This window comes from Vibrio sp. Vb339 (assembly GCF_902751245.1).
GTDB lineage: Bacteria > Pseudomonadota > Gammaproteobacteria > Enterobacterales > Vibrionaceae > Vibrio > Vibrio coralliirubri.
The window spans coordinates 144,163-170,123 of the sequence record NZ_CADDIS010000006.1 but is presented as its reverse complement, the minus strand read 5'-3'; the positions used below and the strand labels follow the sequence as shown (position 1 = coordinate 170,123).

General features: G+C 40.1%; 23 protein-coding genes. 5 read left to right on the top strand and 18 right to left on the bottom strand.

The window, feature by feature from the left end; genetic code table 11:
- Positions 1 to 137: 137 nt before the first annotated feature.
- Both HRQ85_RS21390 and HRQ85_RS21385 read left to right on the top strand, forming a co-directional pair.
- Positions 138 to 1,475 carry an MATE family efflux transporter gene (locus HRQ85_RS21390; RefSeq protein WP_172380563.1) on the top strand — a complete coding sequence of 446 codons (1,338 nt, stop codon included), beginning with the start codon at positions 138 to 140 and terminating at the stop codon, positions 1,473 to 1,475.
- Between the two features lie 183 nt (positions 1,476 to 1,658).
- Positions 1,659 to 2,150, top strand: a complete 492-nt coding sequence (locus tag HRQ85_RS21385) for a methylated-DNA--[protein]-cysteine S-methyltransferase (RefSeq protein ID WP_172380562.1) — start codon at positions 1,659 to 1,661, stop codon at positions 2,148 to 2,150.
- 362 nt (positions 2,151 to 2,512) lie between these two features.
- Here HRQ85_RS21385 and gpmM read toward each other — a convergent pair whose 3' ends face one another.
- From gpmM to rfbB, 18 genes are all read right to left on the bottom strand, one after another.
- Positions 2,513 to 4,045: a 2,3-bisphosphoglycerate-independent phosphoglycerate mutase gene (gene gpmM, locus HRQ85_RS21380; RefSeq protein WP_172380561.1), complete on the bottom strand. Its 1,533-nt coding sequence runs from the start codon at positions 4,043 to 4,045 to the stop codon at positions 2,513 to 2,515.
- A 245-nt stretch (positions 4,046 to 4,290) separates the two neighbouring features.
- Positions 4,291 to 6,225 carry a polysaccharide biosynthesis protein gene (locus tag HRQ85_RS21375; RefSeq protein WP_172380560.1) on the bottom strand — a complete coding sequence of 645 codons (1,935 nt, stop codon included), beginning with the start codon at positions 6,223 to 6,225 and terminating at the stop codon, positions 4,291 to 4,293.
- Positions 6,226 to 7,194: 969 nt separating this feature from the next.
- The gene (locus HRQ85_RS21370; RefSeq protein WP_172380559.1) at positions 7,195 to 7,743 is read right to left on the bottom strand and encodes a sugar transferase; all 549 of its coding nucleotides are present in this window, start codon (positions 7,741 to 7,743) and stop codon (positions 7,195 to 7,197) included.
- A complete protein-coding gene (locus HRQ85_RS21365) occupies positions 7,740 to 8,708 on the bottom strand; it encodes a UDP-glucose 4-epimerase family protein (protein WP_444823275.1) in 969 nt (322 codons plus the stop codon). The genes HRQ85_RS21370 and HRQ85_RS21365 overlap by 4 nt, the downstream gene beginning before the upstream one ends.
- A complete protein-coding gene (locus HRQ85_RS21360) occupies positions 8,708 to 9,745 on the bottom strand; it encodes a DUF1972 domain-containing protein (protein WP_367646141.1) in 1,038 nt (345 codons plus the stop codon). Before HRQ85_RS21360 ends, HRQ85_RS21365 begins: the two co-directional genes overlap by 1 nt.
- A 581-nt stretch (positions 9,746 to 10,326) precedes the next feature.
- A complete protein-coding gene (locus HRQ85_RS21355; protein WP_172380557.1) occupies positions 10,327 to 11,379 on the bottom strand; it encodes a hypothetical protein in 1,053 nt (350 codons plus the stop codon).
- 391 nt (positions 11,380 to 11,770) lie between these two features.
- On the bottom strand, positions 11,771 to 12,910 hold the full coding sequence (locus tag HRQ85_RS21350; protein WP_172380556.1) for a glycosyltransferase family 4 protein: 1,140 nt from the start codon (positions 12,908 to 12,910) through the stop codon (positions 11,771 to 11,773).
- Entirely contained in the window at positions 12,911 to 13,972 is a 1,062-nt protein-coding gene (locus HRQ85_RS21345) for an EpsG family protein (protein ID WP_172380555.1), read from the bottom strand.
- Positions 13,972 to 14,592: an acyltransferase gene (locus tag HRQ85_RS26410; RefSeq protein ID WP_216655518.1), complete on the bottom strand. Its 621-nt coding sequence runs from the start codon at positions 14,590 to 14,592 to the stop codon at positions 13,972 to 13,974. The genes HRQ85_RS21345 and HRQ85_RS26410 overlap by 1 nt, the downstream gene beginning before the upstream one ends.
- A 1,429-nt stretch (positions 14,593 to 16,021) precedes the next feature.
- Positions 16,022 to 17,272 (bottom strand): O-antigen translocase, encoded by a 1,251-nt coding sequence (locus HRQ85_RS21335; RefSeq protein ID WP_172380554.1) that lies wholly within the window; start codon positions 17,270 to 17,272, stop codon positions 16,022 to 16,024.
- On the bottom strand, positions 17,269 to 18,372 hold the full coding sequence (locus tag HRQ85_RS21330) for a DegT/DnrJ/EryC1/StrS family aminotransferase (protein WP_172380553.1): 1,104 nt from the start codon (positions 18,370 to 18,372) through the stop codon (positions 17,269 to 17,271). Before HRQ85_RS21330 ends, HRQ85_RS21335 begins: the two co-directional genes overlap by 4 nt.
- A complete protein-coding gene (locus tag HRQ85_RS21325) occupies positions 18,369 to 18,785 on the bottom strand; it encodes a MaoC family dehydratase (protein ID WP_172380552.1) in 417 nt (138 codons plus the stop codon). Before HRQ85_RS21325 ends, HRQ85_RS21330 begins: the two co-directional genes overlap by 4 nt.
- Positions 18,778 to 19,530 carry an N-acetyltransferase gene (locus HRQ85_RS21320; protein WP_172380551.1) on the bottom strand — a complete coding sequence of 251 codons (753 nt, stop codon included), beginning with the start codon at positions 19,528 to 19,530 and terminating at the stop codon, positions 18,778 to 18,780. Before HRQ85_RS21320 ends, HRQ85_RS21325 begins: the two co-directional genes overlap by 8 nt.
- Positions 19,527 to 19,922: a sugar 3,4-ketoisomerase gene (locus HRQ85_RS21315; protein ID WP_172380550.1), complete on the bottom strand. Its 396-nt coding sequence runs from the start codon at positions 19,920 to 19,922 to the stop codon at positions 19,527 to 19,529. The genes HRQ85_RS21320 and HRQ85_RS21315 overlap by 4 nt, the downstream gene beginning before the upstream one ends.
- Entirely contained in the window at positions 19,922 to 20,467 is a 546-nt protein-coding gene (gene rfbC / locus HRQ85_RS21310; protein WP_172380549.1) for a dTDP-4-dehydrorhamnose 3,5-epimerase, read from the bottom strand. The genes HRQ85_RS21315 and rfbC overlap by 1 nt, the downstream gene beginning before the upstream one ends.
- Positions 20,468 to 20,471: 4 nt before the next feature.
- Entirely contained in the window at positions 20,472 to 21,353 is an 882-nt protein-coding gene (rfbD, locus tag HRQ85_RS21305) for a dTDP-4-dehydrorhamnose reductase (protein ID WP_172380548.1), read from the bottom strand.
- Positions 21,353 to 22,240, bottom strand: a complete 888-nt coding sequence (gene rfbA, locus HRQ85_RS21300; RefSeq protein WP_009847956.1) for a glucose-1-phosphate thymidylyltransferase RfbA — start codon at positions 22,238 to 22,240, stop codon at positions 21,353 to 21,355. Before rfbA ends, rfbD begins: the two co-directional genes overlap by 1 nt.
- Positions 22,240 to 23,337 carry a dTDP-glucose 4,6-dehydratase gene (gene rfbB / locus HRQ85_RS21295; RefSeq protein ID WP_172380547.1) on the bottom strand — a complete coding sequence of 366 codons (1,098 nt, stop codon included), beginning with the start codon at positions 23,335 to 23,337 and terminating at the stop codon, positions 22,240 to 22,242. Before rfbB ends, rfbA begins: the two co-directional genes overlap by 1 nt.
- 274 nt (positions 23,338 to 23,611) lie before the next feature.
- On the opposite strand from rfbB, the gene HRQ85_RS21290 reads away from it, so the two are divergent.
- From HRQ85_RS21290 to gpsA, 3 genes are all read left to right on the top strand, one after another.
- Positions 23,612 to 24,046, top strand: a complete 435-nt coding sequence (locus tag HRQ85_RS21290; RefSeq protein WP_016786319.1) for a rhodanese-like domain-containing protein — start codon at positions 23,612 to 23,614, stop codon at positions 24,044 to 24,046.
- A gap of 122 nt (positions 24,047 to 24,168) precedes the next feature.
- Positions 24,169 to 24,636 (top strand): protein-export chaperone SecB, encoded by a 468-nt coding sequence (gene secB / locus HRQ85_RS21285; RefSeq protein WP_009847959.1) that lies wholly within the window; start codon positions 24,169 to 24,171, stop codon positions 24,634 to 24,636.
- A gap of 178 nt (positions 24,637 to 24,814) precedes the next feature.
- Positions 24,815 to 25,879 carry an NAD(P)H-dependent glycerol-3-phosphate dehydrogenase gene (gpsA, locus tag HRQ85_RS21280; protein ID WP_172380546.1) on the top strand — a complete coding sequence of 355 codons (1,065 nt, stop codon included), beginning with the start codon at positions 24,815 to 24,817 and terminating at the stop codon, positions 25,877 to 25,879.
- Positions 25,880 to 25,961 lie beyond the last annotated feature (82 nt).

Sequence of the window (25,961 nt, the reverse complement as noted above, 5' to 3'; positions counted from 1 at the left end):
CTAAATTGATAACGGTAGGATCGTATCACACCGAATACCGTTAGTATTGTATGATCTGTAAACTTTATGAAAGCGATCTTCAGACTATTCTCAATTCACTGTATTCTACCCACATTCTAGTTAAATCGGCGTTTTAGATGCAAGATAAGCACGGGCTATTAACCGCCCCAATTGAGAGTACATTGCGTACCATGACCATACCGACCATATTCGGTATGGTGGCGATCTTGATGTTTAACCTTGTTGATACCTTCTTTATCTCATTGCTCGGCACGCAAGCCCTTGCAGCGGTGAGCTTTACCTTCCCTGTCACCTTTGCGATTAACTGCATCACCATGGGGATTGGCATCGGCCTTTCGACGTGTATTGGGCGTTTACTCGGTCAAGGTTGCGCACAAAATGCGGCTCGCTTTACTTGTCACGGTTTATTACTTGCGGTGCTGCTTGTTGGTTTTGCATCAACACTAGGGCTTTTCACGCTAGAGCCTATGTTTACTCTGTTAGGTGCTGAACCTGAGTTACTGCCACTGATATCCGAATACATGTCGGTCTGGTATTTAGCGATACCACTACTTGTGATTCCGATGGCAGGCAACAGTGCAATACGAGCGAGTGGCGACACCAAAACACCCGCTAAGATCATGATGCTAGCCGGCCTTATTAACGGCATTCTCGACCCGCTGCTGATCTTCGGTTACGGGCCTTTCCCGGAATTAGGGATTCAAGGCGCAGCCATTGCTAGCGGATTCAGTTGGTTTGGTGCGTTGTGTGGCTCACTGTATGTGTTAACCATACGAGAAAAGTTGCTTGCTCCGCCCAAACTAAAAAACATCATCGATGACTGGAAACAGATCCTCACTATTGGCACACCCGCTGCCCTTTCAAATGCCCTGAATCCACTTGCTGGTGCCATTATCATGATGATGCTAGCCAAACAAGGAACCGAAGCTGTAGCAGCTTATGGTGCTGCCCAGCGTATTGAATCCATTCTTATCATTGTGTTGATGTCCTTGACCTCGGCCCTTACGCCTTTCATGGCGCAGAATTTTGGCGCAAACAACCCTCAACGCAGCTTTAAGGCACTGTTCCTCAGTATGCGTTTTGCTGTGATGTTCCAAGGCTTGATTTTCTTAATGATGGTGCCACTGAGCATTCCTTTGGCCGCCCTTTTCTCTCAAGAAGAGTCGGTGCGAGGCATATTGTGGCATTACCTGTTAGTCGTCCCATTTAGCTATGGCTTCCAAGGTATCGTGATGATGCTGATTAGTGCCATGAATGCAATGCACCAACCGCTCAAAGCCTTTCAATGGAGCTTCATGCGCCTGTTTGTATTCACCTTGCCCTTTGCTTGGATAGGTAGCCAAATTGATGGTGTCGAAGGGTTGTTTATTGGCTTAGCCTTGGGGAACATCATGGGCGGTGTTTCGGGGTATTGCTTTGCACTTCGTATAAAAAAAGATACGAGATGCGAGTAACCGGGATACGAAAAGATATAAGAGCAGATGAGAGATTCGGGTAACCGGGATGCGAAAAGATATAAGAGCAGATGCGAGATTCGGGTAACCGGGATACGAAAAGATATAAGAGCAGATGAGAGATTCGAGTATCGATATTCGAAGAGCTTGAGAGCAGAAAGAGACTAGAAAAAGGAAGATGGCATGGAAGACACCACTTACAAAATGCTTTATGACGCACCGATTGGCAAGATGATCATTGTTAGTAATGGTGTGACGCTTATTGAAATTGACCATATAAATCACGAAGAGCTAATGACTAGCAATCCAGATGAGCTTTGCCAACTGGCGACAAAACAGTTAGATGAATACTTCGCAGGAAAACGTACAAGCTTTGATTTACCTTTAAAGCCACAAGGCACTGATTTTCAGCTCAATGCATGGGCAGCTTTAACAACAATTCCATATGGGGAAACCATCAGTTACGGTGAACAAGCGAAAAGAATGGATAACCCAAAAGCCGTAAGAGCGGTGGGTGGTGCGAACGGCAAGAACCCCTTTAGTATTGTTGTTCCCTGCCATCGAGTCATTGGCGTAAATGGGACATTAACCGGCTACACCGGCGGTATGAACCGCAAAGAGTGGTTGTTGGATTTTGAGCGTTCGGTTGTAGAGAAAGATGAGAGTAGCGAGTGACGAGATGCGAAAAGCACGTTACTCGAATCCCGAACCAGCCCCTTATCATTACGTTATTCCCTACAGCGAGGCACGAGCGTGATAGGGAATCTCTCTTAATGTTGAACAGCAAATATGACAAGTAATACGAGGTATGAGATTCCAGATATTTCGTTCCTCTATTCTGGAATGACGGGATAAGAAGGTAACAAGTCAACGAGATTCAGGATGCGAAAGGCAAAGAAAGAATTCTCTTTCTGTTTTTGGCTTTATCGCTTTTCGCTACTCGTTTACCCGTATCTCGCATCTATACTCAAATTCTAGATACAAAAAAACGGCCACACTAACGCGCAGCCGTTCTAGTATTCGATGAAAGTTAAAAGTTACTTAACGATCACATCACCTGACATTTCTGACGGGATTGCGATACCAGATAGAGAAAGCATTGTTGGTGCTAAATCAGACAGTTTACCGCCTTCTTTGAACTCAACGTTCTTGCTGCCCACGTAGATAAGTGGAACTGGTAGGTTAGTGTGCGCAGTGTGGATACCGCCCGTTTCTGGGTTTACCATCATTTCCGCGTTACCGTGGTCAGCGGTGATAAGCAGTTGGCCATCGGCTTCTTTGATTGCTTCAACCACTTTGCCAAGACATTCGTCTAGCGACTCTACGGCTTTAACTGCTGCATCGTAAACGCCAGTGTGGCCAACCATGTCACAGTTAGGGAAGTTACAAACGATAGCGTCGTATTTGCCGCCTTTGATTGCAGCAACAAGCTTTTCAGTCAGCTCTGGCGCACTCATTTCTGGCTGTAGGTCGTACGTTGCTACCTTTGGAGAAGCCACCAGCTGACGCTCTTCGCCTTCAAACTCGTCTTCTTTACCGCCGTTGAAGAAGAATGTCACGTGCGCGTATTTCTCTGTTTCAGAGATACGTAGCTGCGTTTTGCCTTCTTTCGATAGCCATTCACCGTAGGTGTTCTCTAGAGAAGCCGGTGGGAATGCACATAGAAGTGGGATATCTGCAGCGTATTGAGTCAGCATCACGAAATCGATCGCTGGGAAAACGTCACGAGCAAAACCATCGAAATCAGGCACGAATGCACGTGTGATTTCACGAGCACGGTCGGCACGGTAGTTCATGAAGATAACCGCATCGCCATCAACGATAGCGGCAGACTCTTCGCCTTCTGCTTTGATTTCAGTCGCTTTAACGAACTCATCGTTTTCGTCACGAGCGTAAGCCGCTTCTAGGCCAGCTACTGCTGTGTCGAATGTGAACTCTGCTTTTGCTTGAGTCAGTAGGTCGTAAGATTCTTGAACGCGATCCCAGTTGTTATCACGGTCCATTGCGTAGTAACGACCAATAAGCGAAGCCACACGGCCTTTGCCTAGCTTGGCGAACAACGCTTGGAAGCGTGCAAGTGTGTTTTCTGCACTACGTGGCGGTGTATCACGGCCGTCTAGGAATGCGTGTAGGTAGATTTTCTCTGCGCCACGCTCTGCTGCCATTTCAACAGCCGCGTAGATATGATCTTCATGAGAGTGAACGCCACCTGGAGACATAAGGCCCATGATGTGAACTGCTTTCTCAGCTTTCACCGCTTTATCAATAGCATTTACTAGCGTTTCAGTTTGGCCAAACTCGCCATCTGAAATTGACTTAGTAATACGAGTAAGATCTTGGTATACCACGCGACCCGCACCGATGTTGGTGTGACCCACTTCAGAGTTACCCATTTGGCCATCAGGTAGGCCTACATCTAAGCCAGAAGCCGAGATTAGCGTGTTAGGTTGGTTAGCAATAAGACCGTCTAATACTGGTGTTTTAGCGTTCGCGATAGCGTTGTCTTGGTTGTCTTCACGGTAACCGTAACCGTCAAGGATCACTAGAGCCATTGGCTTCTTAGCTGACATAGGACTGACCTCGTTCAATTCAAAATAAATCGGTATAAAAACAAATTAGCGTAATTTTACTACAGTTTACAGTCAAAACTGTAGCGGAAGATCAAGAAACGTCGCAGGTAGCCGGATCGGATGTGAAAAAAAATGTCATTTTGTGTTTAGTTAACTATTCTAGTTACTTAGAAAATCAAGTACTCGTTTTACACTCACACTGTCAAAAACCTTGTAATCACATTACAAGGCCTTCTAATTGTCTATCAGTTTTCAATCCGACTCCCTTGCATTTGACTCGCATTCCAAACTAAATCGCCAATACCGTCGGTTGGGTTAAACCCAGTTGGCGCATCCAGAAGTAATTGCCGAATCATCTCATGTTCTAAGTTATGACAAGCAAAATCTAAAGACTCAAGCAGCGCTTCATATTCACTAATTGGCAAAAATACTTCTTGCGCCGTCATAATGCGTTCATGAGCTGTCCGTTCAACATTGTCGCCAATCAACAACTCTTCATACAATTTCTCACCAGGGCGTAAGCCGGAAAATTGAATCTCGATATCACCGTGCTGATTATCTTCGTTCTTAACGGAAAGACCTGATAATTTAATCAAGTTTTCAGCCAAGTCTGTGATTTTCACTGATTCACCCATATCAAGCACGAATACATCCCCCCCCTTACCCATCGCACCCGCTTGAATAACGAGCTGCGCAGCTTCAGGAATTGTCATAAAGAATCGAGTAATGTCCGGGTGAGTGACCGTTAACGGGCCGCCCGCTTTAATCTGCTTCTTAAACAGCGGAATTACTGAGCCTGAAGAACCAAGCACATTACCGAAGCGAACCATGCAAAAGCGGGTTCCGTTGGCTTTTGGGCTTTCTTGCTCAGCTAAAGCTTGCAAGCCTAACTCTGCCATACGCTTAGTGGTGCCCATCACGTTGGTTGGGCGCACCGCTTTGTCTGTCGAGACAAGCACAAAAGATTCAACCCCTGCGTCAATGGCTGCTTTCGCTGTGTAGTAAGTGCCATACACATTGTTACGCACGCCCTCCACGACATTATACTCAACAAGAGGGACATGTTTATAAGCCGCCGCGTGATACACCGTTTGTACACCAAAGGATTGCATTGAGGTTATTAAGCGATGTGAACGCTGAACGGAGCCTAGTAGCGGGACAATCTCAACATCATAACCTTTGGTTTCTTTCACTAATGAAAGTTCGCGATCGATTTGATATAAACCAAATTCAGAGACTTCAAATAGCACTAAAGTTTTAGGTTGTTGCTTTAAGATTTGACGACATAACTCTGAACCAATCGAGCCGCCAGCACCGGTCACCATCACCACTTTACCTTTGATGTTAGCTTCCATCAGAGCTTGCTGGGGAGTAACGGCATCACGACCTAATAAATCTTCAATGGGCACATCGGTAAGCTCATCAATTTTCGCTTTACCTGACACAATATCTGCCATTTCAGGCACGGTTTGAATTTCCACTGGTAGTGGTGCCAACAAATCCAACACTTGCTTACGACGAGCGCGAGAAGCGCTAGGTATTGCTAACAAAACTTTTGAAACATCATGCTTTTCAATTAAAGCTTCCGCTCTGTTTAACGCAATAACGGGCAAACCTAAGATCATCGTATTGGTTAGCGTTTTATCTTCGTCAATAAACGCGCGTACTCGGTAGTTATCAGATGCTCTAAGTGCAACGGCTAATTGTCGACCACCAGAACCCGCGCCGTAAATCACTACTTCTTCACGAGAATCTTTCAGAGGTGAAGTAGTCGAGACAAGATTGCGAACCACCAAACGAGAGCCCCCACACAACAATGCTAAATAAGCACAGTAAATAACAGGCACCGTGCGAGGGATTGGTTCTTGTAGGTAATAAGCAAATACCGCCAGAGACACTGCCGACAATAACGCACCGGCCGTCACCACAAACAAAGCTTGAAAGGTAAGATAACGAAGAACGGCACGATACAGACCTATTTTTGTAAAAATAGCCACCGTTGTCATCACTGTTAAGCTTATCAGTAATAAACTATCACCATCAGTCAAAAATTGAAAATCACCTAGCCTTGTCCATAACGCCATATGAAGACCAAAGATAATAAGTAAAATATCCATCATGACACTTATCACCCGCTTTTTCACGCGAGAGAGTTGCCATATAAAGTTTAGACGTTGCATAAAATGATTCTTAATTATTAATAGTAATTTATAAAGCCATTGAGCAGCCTGAGTTTAGGTCACAATTTAAAATCGGTATCATGCCGCCAAGCAAAGCATGAATAACAATTACCCATAGAGGTAATGATGATAAACCGCATTCGTTTTCTTTAAGTCTGGGTTCAGTCATTCACCCCAGTATGGGCAGCATTGTATCTCGACTTGAGTATGCCACACAATATCACCAATACATTCACGTTTATGATTGGACTCACGTTCTTCTTCATCCGCCTCATGAGTGACACAAAACAGCCATCCTAGCGATGGGACACATTAAGCACAATGACGTTACAACTTTCAATCAAATAACCACTAAAAACTTAGGCACAAAATATTGAGACTGGTTTCATACGGTTGCGCACACGAGCGCTTAACTTACGCTGCAAATACAGAGGCCTCTATCGTACATATTAACGACAGAGCCGTAATCGAAGACCACTATCTCGGCATAATTAATTAGGGCTAAACATACACCCTTTGCACAATCATTGCAGAGAACACCTCTTTACACCCGACGAGTATAAATATGCGTTCGCTTTCAATCGATCCCCTTCAATTGCCGCTATTTCATATTCCCTTTGATTTCGAGCCCAACCGCAAGAAATAAAGGGTTTCTAATTTGAGACAATGGAGCACGATCTCCACGTCTAAAAAGATGATTTTAAAGAGAACAATAGGGAACCCGCCTCACCAAACTTTCCAAATTAAATTTTAATTCTTTTAAATCAACAAGGTAAAAGATCGAGTCATTGCATTCCCAATCGTGCAAAAATCGGTCTTATTAGGATGTTTATGCTGAGTCTCAAAAAGAGAATCTTAGACGAACACCTGCCTCAGGGGTGAGACAGGGAATACATTAAAGCTCTGATTATTTAAGAAAATTCAGGGGACACAAAGATTCTCCTCAATAGGCAGTTCTGTTAGAAGAGATTACTTAACCGCATCACCACTACCACTTCCTGTAGCTGTCATTATTATGTATTTAAAGTAATCTTTAAGCGATAAAGTATCAATCATCTGTTTATCTGTTCGAGCTAATAACTCTGGTGTAGACATATCAATATTTTGTACTTGAGCTAAACCCGTAATTCCAGGCAAAACGTCATAAACACCAAGGGCATCTCGCTCTTTAATTAACTCTTCCTGATTAAATAAATTCGGGCGAGGACCAACTAAGCTCATTTGGCCAAATAGCACATTAATGAGTTGTGGGAGCTCATCAATTTTGGTTTTACGCAAAAAAGACCCAAGCTTGGTAATCGATGCATTGTTAGCTAAATGACTAGCAACAGATTCGGTTTCTACTGACATAGTACGAAACTTTATCAGCTTAAATGGTTTTTTATTACGACCAACTCGATCTTGAACAAAGATCGGAGAACCTGTATCCAACAAACCGATAGCAATAACAATAAGCAAAACCGGCCAAAGGAATAAAAGCCCAAAGAAGGCAGCTAAAAAATCTAGTAGTCTAATCATAAATTTTGATTCTGTTTTGATTGTAAAAAAGCTTGTGCAGTTTCTTTAAACCCGTCGTCTAGGCTTTGTGGCGGTGTCCAATTCAGTGTTTCTTTAGTGTGGTTAATATCAACTTGAAGAGACCCAGTCAACCGATTCACAACACCGGACTTACTAAATAGCTTTCCAACTAATTGGTAACACCATTTTGGTACAGGTATTTGCCATTGCGGCTTACCTAAAGCTTTAGCCATTTCTAAAACCATCTCTGAAGTTGATACATCATGGTCATCGGATACTAAAAAAGTTTGGTTAGCGGCTTTTGGGTGCTCAATACAGGTGATTATCAAATCAACCAGATTAGTCACTGACACTAAACTACGATAGTTGTCGTTAATACAGCCAAATGGAAGTGGAATACCCTTTGATACTAAATTCAAAAGTGAAGCGAAATTAGCTTTAACTCCAGGGCCATATACTAAAGTTGGCCTGATTATTACAATATCCATTCCAGTCTCTTTGCCTACAGCTATAAGAGCATTCTCAGCTTCAGACTTAGATAAACCGTAGCCATCTACTGGCGAATGCTCGTCAGCAGCAGTATATGGTGAATTGAGCTCAGTACTTTCTCCATTTACTTTGATGCTACTCAAATAAACAAATCGTTTTACTCCAGCAATAGCCGCTTGGCGAGCCAAATTTATCGTGCCTCGAGCATTCGTTTCTCTGTATTTTTCCAACTGATTAATGACTGAATCATTCATAACGTGAACCCGAGCAGCACAATGTATTACACATTCACAGTTGAGCATCGTAGTCGAATAATTAGTATCCCCATTAATGCTTGGGATTAATATTGAATTATCATCAGATAAATTTCTTGAACGTACGACAGAAACAATATCATATTTTTTTTCATGCAACTTTGTTAAAAGGTGGCCTCCAAGAAAGCCGCTTTTACCTGTAAGTAATATTTTCATAATCATTACCTATAGGTAGACTCATACTTGTCCGAAATTATCTCCCAAGTATATTCCCTTCGAGCGATATCAATCATTTTTTTATTAGCCTTCACCTCAGTGCTATTTAATAATCCCAATAAATCGGTCGCGCCTGTGAAATATAACGCTTGATTATCAGTTGTATAGCGATTGAAATTACAATCAAACGCAAATATATTTTTACCAAAATGCATAATTTCAACTAATGAAGGATTTGTACCTCCAACTGAATGACCATGAATATACCCACAGCAATTATCTCGATATGAAAACAAGGTAGACAAATCATAGATAGGATCAATCATCTCGATATTTTCATACTTGGAAAATTTCTCCCGCAAAACCACCCCATATTGACTAGAACTCCAGTTTCCAACGATTTTTATATTTTTGCTACTTTGAGAGAATGCAGTCAGTATCATTTCAATATTATTTTCAGGTTCAATGCGACAAACGGAAAAATAATAATCTCGCATTTTATCAGATACACTAGATACAATTGCATGATCCCCACCATAAGCGATAACTTGTGCTTCAACCCCATATTCTTCATTTAAGTACTCCTGTATACCCTTATTATCAGATAACACCACATCGGAATACTTGACAGCAACTTTTTCTGAAAACTTTAGAAAGCGTTTAGCAAAACCAGACCATTTATCGCGCCTCCATTCAATCCCATCCACATTAACTATAACTTTTGAGTTACTAAAAAGCTTATAGAAAGGTAGAAATACACACCCAGAAACACCAAGAACGAGTACAACATCAGGTTTTGTAAACCAAGTGTGAACCAAAGAAATCACATCATATATAATACTAGATTTACCATTTGCACTAATGGGCAAATAAATTAATGAAGCTCCATTATAATCTATCAGCTTGTGTTCGTAGTTTTTCGATGAGCAATATACCGTATACTTTATATTCTCCGAACCATAATTAACTAAATTTTCAACTAGCGTTTCCCATCCGCCATAGCAGGCTGGTAAGCCAACTGTTCCTACGACAGCTACTTTCATGATTTCTATATCCTATTTTTTTAAGTGACACAAAAGCAATCACCAGAGCAAGATTGCGAAGCCCCTTATCTTGCGGGGGCTTGAAAAAGATAAACGTTATTTTATTTTCTTTCTTCTGCTTTCTCTTGATCCCACCTTTAAATAATTTTCTGCTGTGAGTAAATTTAGAGCTATATGACGCACCAAAGCAAATTTTACTCCAGCTTACCCTCTGCATATTCGACAAGCATCTTCATTAAATACAATATCTAACTGCCAGCACATCGACCCAATTATCTATTGTGACCATGTCGAATCATGCAGCTCGTTGCCGTTAATTCTTTCGAACTGATATAGTAACGAACCGACATTTCACTTTCTAAAACAGCGTCTGATTCTTACCTAATGAATACTATTATACCCATCGATTACGGCTATGACATTTTTTAGGTTAAATCTCTAAATACTGACAAACCTGTATTTACAAGGTGAGCGTATCACCTTACAAGATCGCGAAACATTTCCTATTTTTTGCTGAAAAATTGAGAAGTCCAGTTTTGTATTTAATGATTGGGTTACCAGTACAAATAATATAATTAAAATCAATTATCACATATAATTTTCAAAAGTTTGGAAGCAACTACTTTAGGCGAGTGAAGTTCACACGCATAGCTTATAGATTTCACTTTAATTTTATCTAATTCAGAATTTTCCTTTTTAATTAAATCTTCCAAATTATTATAAATATTGGACTCACAATTAAAGATTTTCACTAAAGGGTTGTTTTTTATCCCAACGTCACCGTCAAACTTTTTATTAGCAGGCGCTAGAACAATCTGACCATTAAACATACTATAGATTGCATTCATTCCGTAGCTATTCCCTTTCGTTTGGTCAATAGCTATATCAACATCCTTCATAACTTTCAAATATTCTACTAACGGTAATTTTTCAGGGAGGACTATATTTACTCTGTTAGGATATTCTGATTTTAATCGATTTAAGGCATTGATAATTTTTTCGCTCCCCTTGAATCCAGGACGATTAATACCATGCATAATTGTTAATTTATTCTTAGTAATCTTTATACATTCGATAGGCTCCCCATCACATGCCAGAGGAACAGTACTTCTAACTTTACAAGAATAATTAGATAAACGCCAAGCCTCAGCATAGTCGTACATTGTAGGGATTATATTTACGACACTTCTTGCTACCAATCTATGAATTATCCTATCTGAAAAAGTGGAATAATACTGCTTGCTTGGTAATTCTATATCGATATATGGCCACTCACCCAGCCTACCTGCTTTTCCTTGTTTTACAAATTCATAATCGTCACCACAACATAATAAATGGAGTTTAATCCCTTTCATTCTTGCAAGAAATAGTATCAAAGGCCCCAAGTATTTGAAGTCCATAAATATCGGATTTACTACCAAGATATGATCATACGACAATATTCTTGGAATGAACTTTAATAACTGTAATAACTTTGCAGCTTTATTGCCATTACGTATTGAAAAATCACCTTGAATATCTTTCCATCCATCACCAATTACGCTAAACACATCACTTTGAATCCCATTATCACTGAGCCCTTTTGCTATCGATTTACCATAGCCACTAAACTCACCATAAACTAAAACCTTCATATATAAAACACTTCCAAATATTGTATCATTTATCAATACTCAATTCATAAATAAACAGTGCGCGGTAAAATTATTAAATATCTCTACCTTAATACCAAGCTTCTAACACAGTAATCTCCCGTTATAAAAGAATTCCAAGTAATTTACTAAGGTAGTTTCATCCATCGTGCACACCTTTCCTTTACGATTAATACCGCTTTTAAAACTTTCAATAAGTTAAAACAAGTCAGCCTGATCCTTGAAAAGGCCTCTGCACGATCGTCCACACATATATGTCAAGTCTTCATCAAAGACAGTGCCGAACTGCCAGTGCTCTTCATGTTAGATCATGCAGTTCCTTTGCCGTTAATTCTTTAGAACTTATAGCGAAAATATACGTCTACAGTTAACCTTAAATTAAACTAGAGCATAAAGCTGACACTTTTCCTTGATAAACAGAGATTGAACTAGTTTTCAAATATTGCCTCCTTCCATTAACCCCAATTTCTTTAAGGTCATATTTCCCTTTTATAATTTCCTTTAAGGTTTCTGAAAATACCACAGTATTATTAGGTTCAATTAAAAAACCGTTATACTCATTTATAACAACTTCCTTTGCCCCGCCATGATTAGTTGTAAGAACAGGAATACCTAAGCTCATTGATTCTAATACGGTTGTTGGAAATGGATCTTTCATTAAAGAAGGAACCAAACTTAAATCACAGTTCGCTATTATTTCCATTACATTTTTACAATGCCCATGTAATATAACTGTATCTGATAATTCACTGTGATCAACAATGGATTTAAACTCATCGTAAAGCTCCGGTCGAAGTGGAGGAGAGTCACCATATATGTTTATTTGTATATGTGATAACAATTCTTTATCCATTAATTTGAGAGTTTCAATAAGAAACCAATGCCCCTTTTCTGGCATTACTCTACCTACGAAGGAAATGTTGAGTCTTTTCGACTCTTTCAAAACAGGCATTTCTGGTTTTTGATAAACATCAGGTATACCATTATGTATAACTGTTGACTTGCCATTCTTCTCATTAATATAAGAGTAAACATGATCAGATACAGCTATCAGTTTTGTAGCGTATTTATTAACGGTTGTCTTTATTACTTTACCTATAATTGAATCAGCTAAGTATTCATGACAATGAACTACATTAGGTATATTCAATAAGCGTGAAATTAAAGACAGAGAAAAAAGTGCAAATGTATTTATATAAAAAAAACTATATTCAAGATACAATCCATCAGTTTTAAAGTGATTGTAAAACTTAATATTATACCGAATCCAATTTAACAAGCCACTAGGAGTGAATGCTGATTTATGAGTAACAGGTAAGTAGTCTAAACTAATAAATTTTAAATTATTAGGATTATGCTCTATGCCACTCATAATTTGTCGTAAAGAACCGTTATCAAAGGGGATGTAAATGTCACAAACGTATTCTTTTGAAAGCTGAGCAACCGTATAGCAAAATATTTTACTTGCGCCATAAAAATCATCTACAGGATGAAATAAAGCAATTTTTTTCATTTAACCACCAAATATAAACCTAAAATCAACTAAAAAATTTCTTGGCCCCCATATGAAAACAGTGAAAACCAATTGAATAAAAACAAAAAGATAAAGATAAACTAACTTTTTCCGATAGATTGTATACCAAGATAGCAACAAAGGGAAAATCAAACTAGCAGCTAACAATACCCGATCATATAGCAATACTACATTATAAAAAATGTTGGCCATAGTAACTGTCACTAAGAATACTTTAACTATATACAATTTATTTCTAGATAAGCTTAATAAAAAACCCTTATCAATATAAATAATTAGAACTAGTATATAGATAAATATATTACGCTGACTAATACCTGAAGCCGACAATTCGGATGCAAGGTATAAACGTTTGTATTCAGAAAGGCTATATTCTAATACTGGAAATACTTTCATAGATAAGTCAATAAGGAAGAGGAAGAGTGTATCATCAATTACAAAATAAAAACTAATGAATACGGCAAAGATTAAGTGATTTACACTCAACAATCTTCTTATCACAACATAAACAAGCCCAATAATAGCGGCCTTATGTATAAACGCACAAAATAAAACCGAAATAAATCCAGAAATATATCTATCAGTTCTACTCAATAAATTCAATAGAATAATTACAGCAAGCGCTTGCCTGTAGATATTTAAGTTTACTTGAAAGTAAGTATAGGAAGAAATAAGTATAAGTGAGGATAAAATTGCCACTGTTTGGGTTTTATCCATCTTAAAGCTTCTGTTTGAATAAAAGTTATACAGAGCGACATTAAGAATAATTGCATAAACAAAAGAAAAAAACAAAAACTCCTTGGATATCATTGACAGAAATGAATTAATTAATATCAGGAACGGCTCATTAACACTTGGAGTATTTTCATGTCCCAAAAATATTTTATAATACGTGACAATATCTAATCCATAGCTTTCTGACCGGATTGAGATTATAAATATAGAAAAAGAGTATATAAGGAACAATTGCCCATAGTAAATATTTCTCTTTGCAATGCCAAAAAAAAGAAATACTAGAGAGAAATACGCGAATAATATCATTATAATTTCTTGATGATTTTAGCAGGAATGCCAGCCAACAAAACATTACCAGGGAAACTTTTAGTAATTACACTTCCGGCAGCAACCACTGTATTGCTTTGAATCGTAACGCCATCTAAAATGGTAACATTGCAACCGACCCAGACATTGGGTTCTATATCAATTCCCTTATTACTGACTCCTTGTTCTTTAATATCTCCACTTCCATCATAATTATGATTTTCTGCTATAGCTGTAAAGTTTGGCCCTATTATTACATTCTTTCCTATAGTAATCCTTCCAGAACATCCAATATATGATCTTACGCCTATTGCACTTCCATCTTGCATTTCAAAACCAAAACCTTTAACTCCACCATAAAAGCTTGAAGGTCGTATCATTGTCCCTTCACCTATAGTGCATTTATCACCAATATATATACCATTCAAACTATCTGTTTGTATCACACAATTACTTTCTACTTTGGACATGTGACCAATAAATAGTTTGGCACCAGAACCTATTATTTTACTATTACTACCCCAGAAAAATACGTTACCTTTAACTCTAAATATAAAACGATATAATTGCGCTCTAAGGAATTTAATAATTACTGGGATTAAAAGTCTTACTGATGGCATCTTCTGATCGTCGTACTTTAGCATTTACTTCTCGCATATTATAGTAATAAAAATGACGTTGCTATTTCTCTAGTTAACACTGCTGTCTTGTATAAAAGCTACGTTTATACAAGACTATAAATCAGAGTTATATTACGAAACCTATCCACGTAGGACTTGCGCAGATAGGCATTCCTTCTATTGTATTCTTCCCACGGCAATCACATGAACAATCCTGTCATACAAGGCTTCCAAGCATTCTTTTGAGGTTATTTTAATCCATCGCGCACATCATTCGTATACGATTAATGCCGCCTTTAAAACTATTTCTTGTTTCAAAAGATTCAAGCATGCCTGCCTTATCCTTGAAAATGCCTTTGCTCGATCGTCTACACGAATACGGTAAGTATCTTCATTAAATTCAGTCTCTAACTGCCAGCTAGCATTGACTCAATTAGTGTGTATGTGTCGAATCATACAACTCGTTCGCCGTAATTCTTTCAAACTGAGATAGCCACGAACCGACATTTCACTTTCTAAAGCAACGTCTGATTATAGTCTAATGGATACCATAATACCCATCGATTTCACCTCTGGCCTTTCGTAGGATAAATAATATTTAGATAGCCTGAAATGTCTAACAGATCGAATAATTTAGATATCTAGGTTAGGTTAATAGGCTACTGGAACCTCCCCGATAACCTCTCGCCGAACCTTACGTGAGCCTCTCAACTCATACGCCTCCCATTAAGTAAACTTCTTGCTGATCCAAATTTCCAATGAGGAACAGTCTCGGATATTGAACCGATAGCTTATCAAAGATCAGCTACGGCTCTACTTTTGTTACATTTGGACCTTCTCAGAGCAGAATCAATAGTAAATTAATTGTACTTAATACGTTAATTTACTTCATGTCCGACAACTCTTGTAATTGTCCAATTTCCACGATTTTATTTTCAGGTACATCGTTCGAAATTACAGCACCCGCTCCAATCACGCTATTTTCGCCAATGCCGCACCTTGTAAGAGAGTGACACTAATAAACCCACTACAGCCAATTATTACTGACTTGCATTTTTAATCGCTACTCTATCTATTTTTGAACTTATTAGATGAAAATCACTATAAATATAAACGAAGTTTGGTCCAATTAAAGTGTCATCTCCAATAGTGATGATATTTTCATCTGAAATGATATCGGTGTTGTTATTGATGAAGACCCTATTTCCCATTCCGATCTTCGATTCTGTCTATCTTACTTCCATATAGTTCACCGCGATATAAATTCGGCAATGAGTATTGCTCCCATCATAAGATCAAAAATAAAACTACCTTTTTCCTGAATATTTAGACTCTGAATCATCCTTACCTTGCTTAAACAAGTTACATTCGATAATAAGCCTAATCAAGGCCAATAGATTAAAACGACAAGTATTAAAATTAATCGTAATTAATTGGCGAATTTCTTTACATTTAGAGAAATAAACATTAAATATATAGAATAGTTAACCAAATAGGCAATCGGAGCACCTTTTAGACCTGCATATGAAACAAACGCATAACTAAAGACGACAAACAACAAGGAAAATACTATCTCAGTGCCTACAAACCACTTTGTCGCTCCACGAGAGAGCATTGGATAAGCATACAACCAGCTAGCAATTTTGACCACATCACCAGTTAATTGGATGGCAAAGAGCTCTCTGGCACTGCGAAACTCTTCCGTGAACAACAATAAAATAGCCACATCGCGCAATAAATAGACACCCAACGCCATAATAGCAACAATTGGAATGATTATACGTGTCGTTTTATTTATTTCACTTACAATAGCATCCGCGCCTTTTAGCAAAGATAGACGCGGCAAGTAATAAGTACCTAATGCCATAGTAATCACCCCCAAATACACTTCAGAGATTTTCCATACAGCTTGCCACTGACCAGCAGCATCCCAACCTACTTGCTCAATTAACATACCCCGAATCAATATTAATGATACTGGCACGGTTAATGCGCTAGTGATGGCCATCAGCATATAGCCACCGATCGCTTTACGGGCCTTGGTGTCAGTTTTCCCCCACCAAAAAGATAACCTCAACCAAGGCTGTCTTAAATTGGCAATTAACATCACGAGGCCAATCAAAGCTGATTGAATAGCAACCGCCAATAGTGCACCTTGAATATTATACATGGCAATCATAAACAGCATTATACCGCCAGATAATAATGCTGAGACCATTCCAAGAACAACATAACGACGATACAGCTGCTGTCCATTAATCACAGAGTTACATAACGTGCCAATGGCAGATAATGGCAACACGCAAACGGTAGCCATTACCACCCATGCCAACGTAGGGTCTTGAAATAGCCAAAGCGCAATATTGTCAGCAAGTAACAACCCTGTTGGTATCGCGATAGCAGATATGATCAACACCCACTGAAGTGACGCTCTCCACCACGGCGTACAGGCAATGAAACCATTATCTTTATGCTCAGCAGTAAAACGTACAACACCACTACCTGCAGGTGCATTAACGATACCATTTAAACTTCCGACCATACTTTGTACTTGCCCCAACATAGCCATACCAGTTGGGCCAGTATAAATTGCTACCACTTTCGCTATAACAAATCCCATTGCCATTTTAATCAGGGTTAATAAACCCGTCATCGCTGTGACTTTGAGTAATCGCTTCACGCCTTGAACTCATTAACCAACTGAATGACTTGGGTTACTGCTTCATTATCCATTGTAGGAGCCAATGGCAATGAAATCACTTGCTTGTGAATCATTTCAGTAACCGGGATTGATAAACTGTTCAGCTCGCTGTAAGCCGCTTGCTTATGAGGTGGTAGTGGATAATGAACTAATGTTTGTACATCATTTTTAGAAAGCCAAGTTTGCAGCGCCTCACGATTTTCACAACGAATAACAAATAGATGCCAGACATGCTCAGCTTCATTTTCAACTTTAGGCAATACCATTAATCGATTATTAATTTCGGCTCTATATCGTTTGGCGATTTTCTGACGACGTGACGTTTCAGAATCGAGGTGCTTAAGCTTAACCCTCAGCATTGCTGCTTGAATTTCATCTAAACGACTATTTACACCTTTGTATTTGTTTCTATATTTCTCGTGTGAGCCATAATTACGCAGTGCATCTAATGTCTCTTTTAGCTCGTCATCGTCTGTGATTATTGCCCCTGCATCACCTAATGCACCAAGGTTTTTACCGGGATAGAAGCTAAAAGCACCCGCATGCCCCCATGTTCCCGCTTTTTTCCCGTTCATTATTGCACCGTGTGCTTGGGCACAATCTTCCAATACTAATACATTATACTCTTCTGCCAACTCCATAATCTCTAGCATAGGAGATATTTGGCCATACAGATGCACTGGCAGAATTACTTTTGTTTTGTTTGTAATGTGAGGTCGAATGCCCTTTGCGGTAAGGTTAAAGGTGTCTGGATCGGGTTCAACTAAAACAGGCGTAAGGTTATTCTCTGAAATCGCTAGTACCGAGGCAATATAAGTATTCGCAGGTACTATTACTTCGTCACCATCTTGAAGTTTGCCTATTTCTTTCCATGCACGAAGCACCAAAATAAGTGCGTCTAACCCATTAGCAACACCGAGAGCATGTGTGCTACCACAGTATTCCGCAAATTCATCCTCAAACGCTTTCAGCTCGTTTCCCATAATATACCACCCAGAGTCAATAACTCTTGAGCAAGCTTCTTTCAGTTCAAGATGGTACTGCTGATTAATCTCTTTAAGGTCTAAAAAAGGAATCATAACTCTTTCTCCGGAATATATATCTCTGCTTGGCCAGTAATAACTTTTTGGTGCCCGACTTTGCAATAAGTATCAAAAAAAACGCGTCTCTTTTTTAAATCTATTTTGTTAACCACTACAGTGGCTATTACGGTATCATCGATATAAACTGGCTTCCTGAATTTCAATGATTGTGCGACATATACGCAACCTTCACCCGGTAATTTAGTTCCGAACAGTGCCGAGAAAAAACTGGAGCTAATCATCCCATGTGCAATTCTTTTCTTAAATTTTGATCTCTCTGCGTAAAGTTCATCTAAATGGACAGGGTTACGATCACCTGAAAATCCAGCAAATTGCTTAATATCTGCTTCTGAAATAGTTTGAGAGTATGAAGCATTCATACCCACTTCTAGCTCATAAATATCATACATCGCCTAACTGTTCCTTATGCCACACTGCAATAACTTCATCCGGATACCCCCTATGAAAGTGTTTTCTCCACGGATAGGCCGGTTTACGAGAACCATCTTTTAACTTTATTTTAGAAGCAGGGCCGACTTTTTTGGCTGGAGAGCCACTATAAAGCATATCTTTTTGGGTGCGACCACCAATACACGAGTGGGCACCGAGAAAAACGCCTTCTGCAATTTTAGCGCCAGGTAGTATAACCGACATAGTCGCAATCACTGCAAAGCTCTCGATAGTTACCCCTTGCATTACTGAACTTGGTGGGTGCGGGTCATTTGTCAACACTACGTAAGGAAAAAGCCAAACAAAGTCCCCAACTGTTGAATGCTGACCAATATGTACATTACTGTGTGTTCTGACAAAATCGCCAATACAGCAGTGTCCTTGTATATCACTCAAAGTTCCCAACTGGAAGTTAATACCAGCTACTGTCATTTCTCGAACAGTAACACTATGCCCTGTGACTAATCCTTGTCCAAACGTAGAGCCTTCATAAAATGTGCTACGAGAACGAATGTGAGAGTCTGACCCAATATTTAGAATTTTACCTGCAGAAAGATGGTTAGACACACCCAATTCACAGTATGACTCGACAATAGTATTATCACCAATAACAACATTGTCATGTATAATGCTATAAGCTCCAATGCTAACATTACTACCTAAAATAGCCTTGTCTGAAATAATCGCCGTGGAATGAATAGTCATTTAATTTCCCTTAAAAAATCATCGTAGTCTCGAATATAGTCATTTTCGTCGTAAACAGAGTCAGCCAAAACCATCAGTACACAATCTTCGCTGAAATCATACATCTCTCTCCAAACAAAGGACTCAATAAACAGACCTTGTGCTGGATTGTCCAATAGTAACTCAATCTTCTCGGAGCCATCATCGAGTAAAAATCGGCACGAGCCTTTAAGAACAACAGCTAATTGTTTTAGTTTTTTATGGGCGTGAAAACCTCTTCTCACCTTATCTTTTGTATCAAACAAATAATAAACACGCTTAATGTCGAATGGGATATTTTCGTTTTGCTCTAAACTGACTAACGAACCACGCTCATCACCATGGCTTTGAAATTGAACTAGTTTAACATCCATTACAGACCTTCCAAACTGAGTAATGCTTCACCTTCAGTATCTTTTTGAGACAGTATTGGGCTACACGACACTGGCCATTTAATACCAATATTTGAGTCATTCCACATGATCGAGACCTCACTGCTAGGGTCGTAATAGTCCGTGCACTTATACACAAATTCAGCTTCGTCGCTAGTAACATAGAATCCATGAGCAAAACCCTCTGGTATCCAAAGTTGGCGCTTATTCTCCGCTGATAGGTACTCACCAACCCATTGACCAAATGTTGGTGAGTCTTTACGTATATCTACTGCAACATCAAACACCTCACCAGATATTACGCGAACCAACTTACCTTGAGTATTCTCTGTTTGGTAATGCAAACCTCTCAGAATGCCTTTTTTTGACTTAGAATGATTATCTTGAACAAACAGTGTTGGTTTACCTGTAACCAGATCTTCGAACTTTTTTTGCTGCCACGTTTCCATGAAAAAACCGCGCTCATCACCAAATATATTTGGTTCTATAATTTTCACATCCGGAATACGAGTATCGATTACTTTCATTTTATTAGCCTGTATATGCTTGAATATTGTTCAGTACAGCCTTCCAATCACTCGCTTCAATATCGAAACCTTGAGTGATTTTCTCGGTATTGAGTCGAGAGTTACCTGGACGTTTTGCTGGCGTTGGATATTGGTCAGTCGTAATACTTGTTAAGTTCGGCTTATTTGTAAGAACTCCTTGCTCAACGGCAATATCAAAAATAGCGTCAGCAAAATCAAACCAACTCACATGAGGTAAACCCGAATAATGGTAAATACCATATTTGGTCTCATCCCCTTGAGTAATGCGCTTCGCGATTTGAATCAATGCATTGGCAATATCGCCTGCATACGTAGGCCCACCAAATTGATCACCTACAATACTCAATGTGTCCCGGCTCTCACTTAAACGCAGCATGGTTTTCACGAAATTATTGCCGTTTTCACCAAACACCCAAGCAGTACGAAGGATAATATGTTTATTACACGCCTCGGCAACAGCGATTTCACCAGCGAGCTTACTTTTACCGTAAACCCCTTGCGGGTTTGTCGCATCCGTTTCCACATACTCGCCCGTTTTATTGCCTTCAAATACATAATCGGTCGAGATATGCAGCATTGCAGCACCAACGCTCTGTGCTGCTTGTGCGAGGTATTTGGGACCATCGCGATTTATCGCGTAAGAAAGGTCAAGCTCCTCTTCAGCCTTATCAACCGCTGTATGTGCCGCTGCATTAATAATGATGCTAGGCTCAAATTCAGCCACAATAGCATTAACGGCCTCTTGACTAGTAATATCAAGATGCTCTCTATCAAGAGCTAATACTGCTATATTTTCATTATTAGCTAATTGTTTAGTTAGACAAGAGCCCACTTGACCATGACAACCGGTAATTAATACACGCATTAAGCATCAGCCCTCTTTTGAGATTCACTAACTAGGCGCGTTAAGTACTGACCATATTCATTTTTCATCATTGGTTTAGCTAGAGTCAGAACTTGTTCATCACTCAACCAACCGTTACGCCAAGCGATTTCTTCTAAACACGCGACTTTCAAACCTTGGACATTTTCAATCGTTTGGACGAAAGAAGAGGCTTCGTGTAGGCTTTCATGCGTACCGGTATCTAGCCACGCAAAACCGCGACCTAATAATTCCACATTCAGTGAACCATCGTTTAAGTACATTTCATTTAGCGTGGTAATTTCTAACTCACCACGATGAGAGGGCTTCACTTGCTTGGCCATTTCCACCACGCGATTATCGTAGAAATACAAACCCGTTACCGCGTAATTGGATTTTGGTGTTGCCGGCTTTTCTTCAATCGAAATCGCTTTCATCTCTTCATCAAATTCGACCACACCAAAACGCTCTGGGTCTTTGACTTGGTAGCCAAAAACTGTCGCACCACTTTCACGGCTGGCAGCATTTTTTAAAGTGTCACTAAATGATTGCCCATAGAAGATATTGTCGCCGAGTACTAAACAAACAGAATCATCACCAATAAAATCTTCACCTATAATGAAAGCTTGTGCTAAACCATCTGGGCTTGGTTGAATAGCATACTCAAGACTAATACCAAAATCAGAACCATCACCAAGCAAGCGCTTAAAACCTGCATTATCTTCTGGAGTCGTGATAATCAAGATGTCTTTGATTCCAGCTAACATCAATGTAGAAATCGGGTAAAACACCATTGGTTTGTCGTAGATCGGCAAGAGTTGCTTTGATACGCCACGAGTCAATGGGTACAAACGAGTGCCTGAACCACCAGCTAGAACAATACCTTTCATTATTTACTTCCCTTTGATTCAGTTTTTTCTACACCTAAACGCTCACGTTGGTAACTACCATCTTGTACATTTTGACACCACGCTGAATTGTCTAGATACCATTGCACCGTTTTACGAAGACCTGTTTCAAACGTCTCCTCGGGTGTCCAACCTAACTCACGCTGCATTTTAGATGAGTCAATGGCGTAACGGCGGTCATGACCAGGGCGGTCTTGAACATAGGTAATTTGTTCTGCATACGCTGACTCTTTCGGTACTAAAGTATCTAAGATGTCACAAATAGTGTTTACGACTTCGAGGTTTTTCTTCTCGTTGTGGCCACCAATATTGTATGTCTCCCCGACTTTACCTTCAGACACTACTTTATAGAGTGCCCGTGCATGATCTTCAACAAACAACCAGTCACGAATTTGGTCGCCTTTACCATAGATAGGGAGGTCTTTTCCTTCTAAAGCATTCAAAATGACTAATGGGATCAATTTTTCAGGAAAATGGTAAGGACCATAGTTGTTAGAGCAATTGGTTACGATAGTAGGGAGACCGTAAGTACGTAACCATGCGCGTACTAAGTGATCACTTGATGCTTTTGAAGCAGAGTATGGACTTGATGGTTCATACGAGGTTGTTTCCAAGAACATTGGCAGCTCAGTCCCTTCTGGAACTTCATCCGGATGCGGAAGGTCACCATACACTTCATCAGTAGAGATATGGTGAAAACGAAATTCTGCTTTTGCACCCTCTTCAAGCTTATTCCAATATTCACGTGTCGCTTCTAGCAAGGTATAAGTGCCGACAATATTGGTTTCGATAAATGCAGCTGGACCTGTAATCGAACGGTCAACATGCGATTCAGCAGCTAAATGCATCACAGCATCGGGCTCATGCTCAGCAAAAACACGGTCAAGCTCTGAGCGATTGCAAATATCTACCTGTTCAAACACATAGTGTTCATTTGAATCAATCTCAATAAGAGATTCTAAATTTCCAGCATAAGTAAGCTTATCAACGTTGATGACGCTGTCAGATGTATTATTTATAATATGACGTATAACTGCTGAACCGATAAAACCAGCACCACCGGTGACTAATATCTTCACAAAAAACTCCTAAAATAAGCTTGAAAATCAACCTTCTAACACGTAGGGCGCTTGCCATTAAGCATGCTACCGCCCATTGGTCACAAAGCGAAACCACACTACGCATTCAAAGTTAAAAATGTAAATTCTCCTATTATCTATGTATGAGTGAATATAATCAAAAAAAAATCCAGTTATGTGCGTCGGTAAGTTAACTCTATGTACACCAAGCCCAAAACCTCGCTATACTCCTGACCTATAGTTTTTCGCCCAATAACGAATAAGAGTTCAAGATATGCAAGAGTTAGTTCCATTTGTTCAAGAGAATATGATTTTAGCCATCGTATGGATCGGCTTGGTTGTTGCCATCATTGCGAACGTTATCAAGACATCAAACGCAGCCTACAAAGAGATCACGGCGGCGCAAACCACACACATGATTAACCGTGAAAACGGTGTTGTGGTTGATATTCGTACTAAGGATGAGTTCAAAAAGGGCCATATTACGGACGCAGTTCACATTTTGCCGTCAGACATCAAAGCAAATAGCTTTGGTAGCCTTGAAAGCCACAAAGCAGACCCAATCATCGTAGTATGCAAGACAGGTCAAACCGCTCAAGAAAGCGCGAACTTGCTGGTTAAAGCAGGTTTCGAAAACGTAAGCGTACTTAAAAGCGGCTTAGTGGCTTGGAGCGAAGCTAACTTACCTTTGGTTAAAGGTAAGAAGTAGTTAAAGGTAACAAACCTTTAAAGACAAGCAGTAAGCTGACCTGATTACACGAATATGACTTTAAGGTTTTGTCCGGCAGGTATGACGAACAAAACCTAATTTAAATTTTTAAGGACAAGAAAATGGCTGAAGCAGCACAACAAGACGCACAACAAAACTTCGCAATCCAACGTATCTTCCTAAAAGACGTCTCTTTCGAAGCGCCAAACTCTCCAGACATGTTTCAAAAAGAGTGGAACCCAGATGTAAAACTGGACCTAGATACTCAAAGCCGTGAACTTGGCGAAGGCGTTTACGAAGTCATCCTACGTCTAACTGTTACCGTGAAGAATGCCGAAGACACAGCATTCCTTTGTGAAGTTCAACAAGGCGGCATCTTCTCTGCAAGCGAAATGGAAGCTGGTCAACTGGCTCATTGCCTAGGCGCATTCTGCCCGAACATCCTGTTCCCATACGCTCGTGAAACAATTTCTAGCCTAGTAGTTAAAGGTACCTTCCCACAACTGAACCTAGCTCCAGTAAACTTCGATGCTTTGTTCATGAACTACCTACAGAACCAAGCTCAACAAGCTGAAGGCGAACAGGCTTAAGTCTCAAAGTAGAACTTAACTCTAACGTTTCAAGCGCTAGTTAGCTTTTAAATGCACATCGTAACTTCTGCGATGTGCATTTTTTCTTTACACTGTACTAAGATTGAAAGCTCTTCCTATTTTAGTGGATGGCTTTTTCAGAACTCTTCGATTTCCCTCATTATTTTTAGGTGGAAGCATGACAGAAACAACTCGCCCGACGAACACGACAGATGCTTACGGTAAAGACAGCGCTTACGGCAAAGAGATCACTATGACTGTAATTGGCGCAGGCTCTTACGGGACATCTTTAGCGATATCTCTAGCGCGTAACGGTGCCAATGTTGTTCTTTGGGGACATGATCCTGTTCATATGAATCGCCTTGAATCAGAGCGTGCGAACAACGAGTTTCTACCAAATATAGAATTCCCAGAAAGTTTGATCATTGAATCTGACTTAGAAAAAGCAATAACTTCAAGCCGAGACCTTTTGCTTGTTGTCCCAAGCCACGTATTCGGCGTCGTACTTAACAGCATTAAACCTTACTTAGCCTCAGACTCTCGCATCTGTTGGGCGACCAAAGGCTTAGAGCCTGAAACCGGTCGTTTACTTAAAGATGTCGCGCATGATGTGCTTGGTGATGGCTACTCACTAGCTGTTCTATCAGGGCCTACCTTTGCCAAAGAGTTAGCGATGGGCATGCCAACAGCAATTTCAGTGGCTTCACCTGATGAAGTTTTCCTAGAAGAGCTTCAAGAAAAAATTCACTGCGGTAAAACATTCCGCGTGTACGCAAACTCAGATTTCATTGGTATGCAGCTTGGCGGCGCAGTGAAGAATGTTATCGCAATTGGCGCAGGCATGTCGGATGGTATTGGCTTTGGTGCTAATGCACGTACCGCACTCATCACTCGCGGCTTGGCTGAAATGAGCCGATTAGGTGCTGCTCTTGGCGCGCAACCAGAAACCTTCATGGGTATGGCTGGATTAGGCGACCTAGTACTAACGTGTACTGATAACCAATCACGTAACCGTCGCTTTGGTTTGGCGCTTGGCGCAGGCAAAGATGTAGATACCGCACAAGAAGAAATTGGCCAAGTCGTTGAAGGTTATCGCAACACCAAAGAAGTTTGGTTATTATCAGAACGCATGGGCGTCGAGATGCCAATTGTTGAACAAATTTATCAAGTGCTGTATCAAGGGAAAGATGCCCACTTAGCGGCACAAGATCTACTTGCACGAGACAAGAAGTCAGAAAGATAATAAGAGCAGATACGGGATTCGGGTAACCCAAGAGCAGTAGAGAGATTCGAGTAAACGAGATACGAAAAGATGGAGAGCACAT

Coding starts and splice junctions, on each gene's coding strand:
- HRQ85_RS21390 (WP_172380563.1), top strand. CDS start 138: ATGCAAGATAAGCACGGGCTATTAACCGCCCCAATTGAGAGTACATTG.
- HRQ85_RS21385 (WP_172380562.1), top strand. CDS start 1,659: ATGGAAGACACCACTTACAAAATGCTTTATGACGCACCGATTGGCAAG.
- gpmM (WP_172380561.1), bottom strand. CDS start 4,045: ATGTCAGCTAAGAAGCCAATGGCTCTAGTGATCCTTGACGGTTACGGT.
- HRQ85_RS21375 (WP_172380560.1), bottom strand. CDS start 6,225: ATGCAACGTCTAAACTTTATATGGCAACTCTCTCGCGTGAAAAAGCGG.
- HRQ85_RS21370 (WP_172380559.1), bottom strand. CDS start 7,743: ATGATTAGACTACTAGATTTTTTAGCTGCCTTCTTTGGGCTTTTATTC.
- HRQ85_RS21365 (WP_444823275.1), bottom strand. CDS start 8,708: ATGATTATGAAAATATTACTTACAGGTAAAAGCGGCTTTCTTGGAGGC.
- HRQ85_RS21360 (WP_367646141.1), bottom strand. CDS start 9,745: ATGAAAGTAGCTGTCGTAGGAACAGTTGGCTTACCAGCCTGCTATGGC.
- HRQ85_RS21355 (WP_172380557.1), bottom strand. CDS start 11,379: ATGAAGGTTTTAGTTTATGGTGAGTTTAGTGGCTATGGTAAATCGATA.
- HRQ85_RS21350 (WP_172380556.1), bottom strand. CDS start 12,910: ATGAAAAAAATTGCTTTATTTCATCCTGTAGATGATTTTTATGGCGCA.
- HRQ85_RS21345 (WP_172380555.1), bottom strand. CDS start 13,972: ATGATATTATTCGCGTATTTCTCTCTAGTATTTCTTTTTTTTGGCATT.
- HRQ85_RS26410 (WP_216655518.1), bottom strand. CDS start 14,592: ATGCCATCAGTAAGACTTTTAATCCCAGTAATTATTAAATTCCTTAGA.
- HRQ85_RS21330 (WP_172380553.1), bottom strand. CDS start 18,372: ATGATTCCTTTTTTAGACCTTAAAGAGATTAATCAGCAGTACCATCTT.
- HRQ85_RS21325 (WP_172380552.1), bottom strand. CDS start 18,785: ATGTATGATATTTATGAGCTAGAAGTGGGTATGAATGCTTCATACTCT.
- HRQ85_RS21320 (WP_172380551.1), bottom strand. CDS start 19,530: ATGACTATTCATTCCACGGCGATTATTTCAGACAAGGCTATTTTAGGT.
- HRQ85_RS21315 (WP_172380550.1), bottom strand. CDS start 19,922: ATGGATGTTAAACTAGTTCAATTTCAAAGCCATGGTGATGAGCGTGGT.
- rfbC (WP_172380549.1), bottom strand. CDS start 20,467: ATGAAAGTAATCGATACTCGTATTCCGGATGTGAAAATTATAGAACCA.
- rfbD (WP_172380548.1), bottom strand. CDS start 21,353: ATGCGTGTATTAATTACCGGTTGTCATGGTCAAGTGGGCTCTTGTCTA.
- rfbA (WP_009847956.1), bottom strand. CDS start 22,240: ATGAAAGGTATTGTTCTAGCTGGTGGTTCAGGCACTCGTTTGTACCCA.
- HRQ85_RS21290 (WP_016786319.1), top strand. CDS start 23,612: ATGCAAGAGTTAGTTCCATTTGTTCAAGAGAATATGATTTTAGCCATC.
- secB (WP_009847959.1), top strand. CDS start 24,169: ATGGCTGAAGCAGCACAACAAGACGCACAACAAAACTTCGCAATCCAA.
- gpsA (WP_172380546.1), top strand. CDS start 24,815: ATGACAGAAACAACTCGCCCGACGAACACGACAGATGCTTACGGTAAA.